Source organism: Cognatiluteimonas telluris (assembly GCF_011320095.1).
Classification (GTDB): Bacteria; Pseudomonadota; Gammaproteobacteria; order Xanthomonadales; family Xanthomonadaceae; genus Cognatiluteimonas; species Cognatiluteimonas telluris.
Genome location: NZ_JAANOY010000079.1, coordinates 1 through 1,623, shown reverse-complemented (window position 1 = coordinate 1,623; position 1,623 = coordinate 1). Strand labels below are relative to the sequence as shown.

The 1,623-nt window shown below is 53.9% G+C and carries 1 protein-coding gene; it reads left to right on the top strand.

Annotated features, from left to right (window positions below; genetic code table 11):
- On the top strand, window positions 1–514 hold a 514-nt coding region (locus G7B67_RS13345), incomplete at its 5' end, for a hypothetical protein (protein ID WP_207780944.1).
- Window positions 515–1,623 lie beyond the last annotated feature (1,109 nt).

Below are 1,623 nucleotides of genomic sequence, written 5' to 3'. Positions count from 1 at the left end.
TTGCCGGAGCGTAAGGCCTAACAATTCGTTCAAGCCGAAACCGCTTCGTTACACCAAAGGCATGGCAGATACAGCTTGCCATGCCTTTGGCTCCACTACGCGGTTCGGCTTAACTCAGGTGTTAGGCCCCTGCATGAACATCTTCGAATATCCTAGATATCAATCAAACTCGAGTGATCTATTCTTCGATCATTTTGTTTTGGACGTAATCGGGCATCTTCCTCTAAGCATGTCAGGCCGCCTTGATGCCGCCCTTGAAACAACCGATGGAAACTGGCGTCAGAAAACGAAAGAGCTGGTCAATCTGTCCGCCACCATCGAAATAGCAATCCTCGATCTTTGGTACCGTAATTCCGCAATTCTGGCTGCTCGCGGCGAGAGCTATGAGCCATATCATTTTGCCGTCAACTTTGTAGACAACTATTTTGCGGATGACAGTCAGATAGATCAGTGGCACGGCAATTCGCTGGAGGCGGCAAAGGAGCGGATCCGCTTGGCCCGCGCAGAGGCCTAACAATTCATTCAAGCCGAACCCGCTTCGCGGGTCGGCTTAATTCAGGTGTTAGGGCCCATGCCGATTATCTCTGGTCTCTGCTTTGCATTCTTCGGCCTCTTCGTCGGCTTGCTCGTTTGGTCGCGCGCTGTTCGTTGGATCTATTCGATATGGGTGGCCGTTAAAGCTCGCCGGGCCGGAAACTCTATCGACGCTCCAGCATCGTCTTTCATCGTTCTCGTCTGCCTTCAGTCCGGGCCTTGGCTGTTGGCCACGGCTATCGCATTCGCCTGGTTTATTCTTTCGCGGTGTCATCCAAGTGGCTGGCACTGGTTTTTTGGCGGCATGCTTGCCACGCCACTACTTATAGGCATCAATCTGGGGCTTTTCTTGCGGCGGGCACGGCGGTTGCGGGCTCAACGCACTGGGCCCTAACAATTCATTCAAGCCGAACATGCTTCGTTCCACCAAAAGGCGGCACTCAAAAGCGTGCCACCTTTTGCCTCCACTACGCATGTCGGCTTAATTCAGGTGTTAGGCACATGAGATCACTCTTAGCGGCAGTTTTGATTCTCTTAGCGGCAGCCTGCGCCAATGTGCGTCCCCAACAAAGCGCTGGTGTAGTTGTAGTACCAGAATCCTGCTTCGATTCTGCAAGCCACGATGCAATCCATATTTCCGTAATCAATGGCGCCAAGGAGTCCGTTTCCTTTCCGGCATATGGTTCGGTAGGTCCGCCGTACAACTTGTACCCGCGAGCGTTCGACCTAGTAGCAGACGATGCAACACCAACTAATCCCAATCATTGGGCGGTAATCCTGGAGGAGTTCACCCCTCCGGACCACGAAGTGCACGTTGGTCCAGGCGATCGCACTGAGTTCCGCGCTTATGCAAGTCAATGGCCTACGTCTTCGTACACCGGCAGGGTTAAGCTACGCGTACGCGACTCCCATGGCTTCATATATTCGTCCGGCCCCGTGCCTGTGTGTGCTCCCGGCTCAGCGCCTAACAATTCATTCAAGCCGAAGCCGCTTCGCGGCTCGGCTTAATTCAGGTGTTAGGCCCCGCAGGAGGCAAATGGTGAACTCGGAGAGAAAGCCTCGCGTCTCACAATTCCTGCTGCTTTCCGC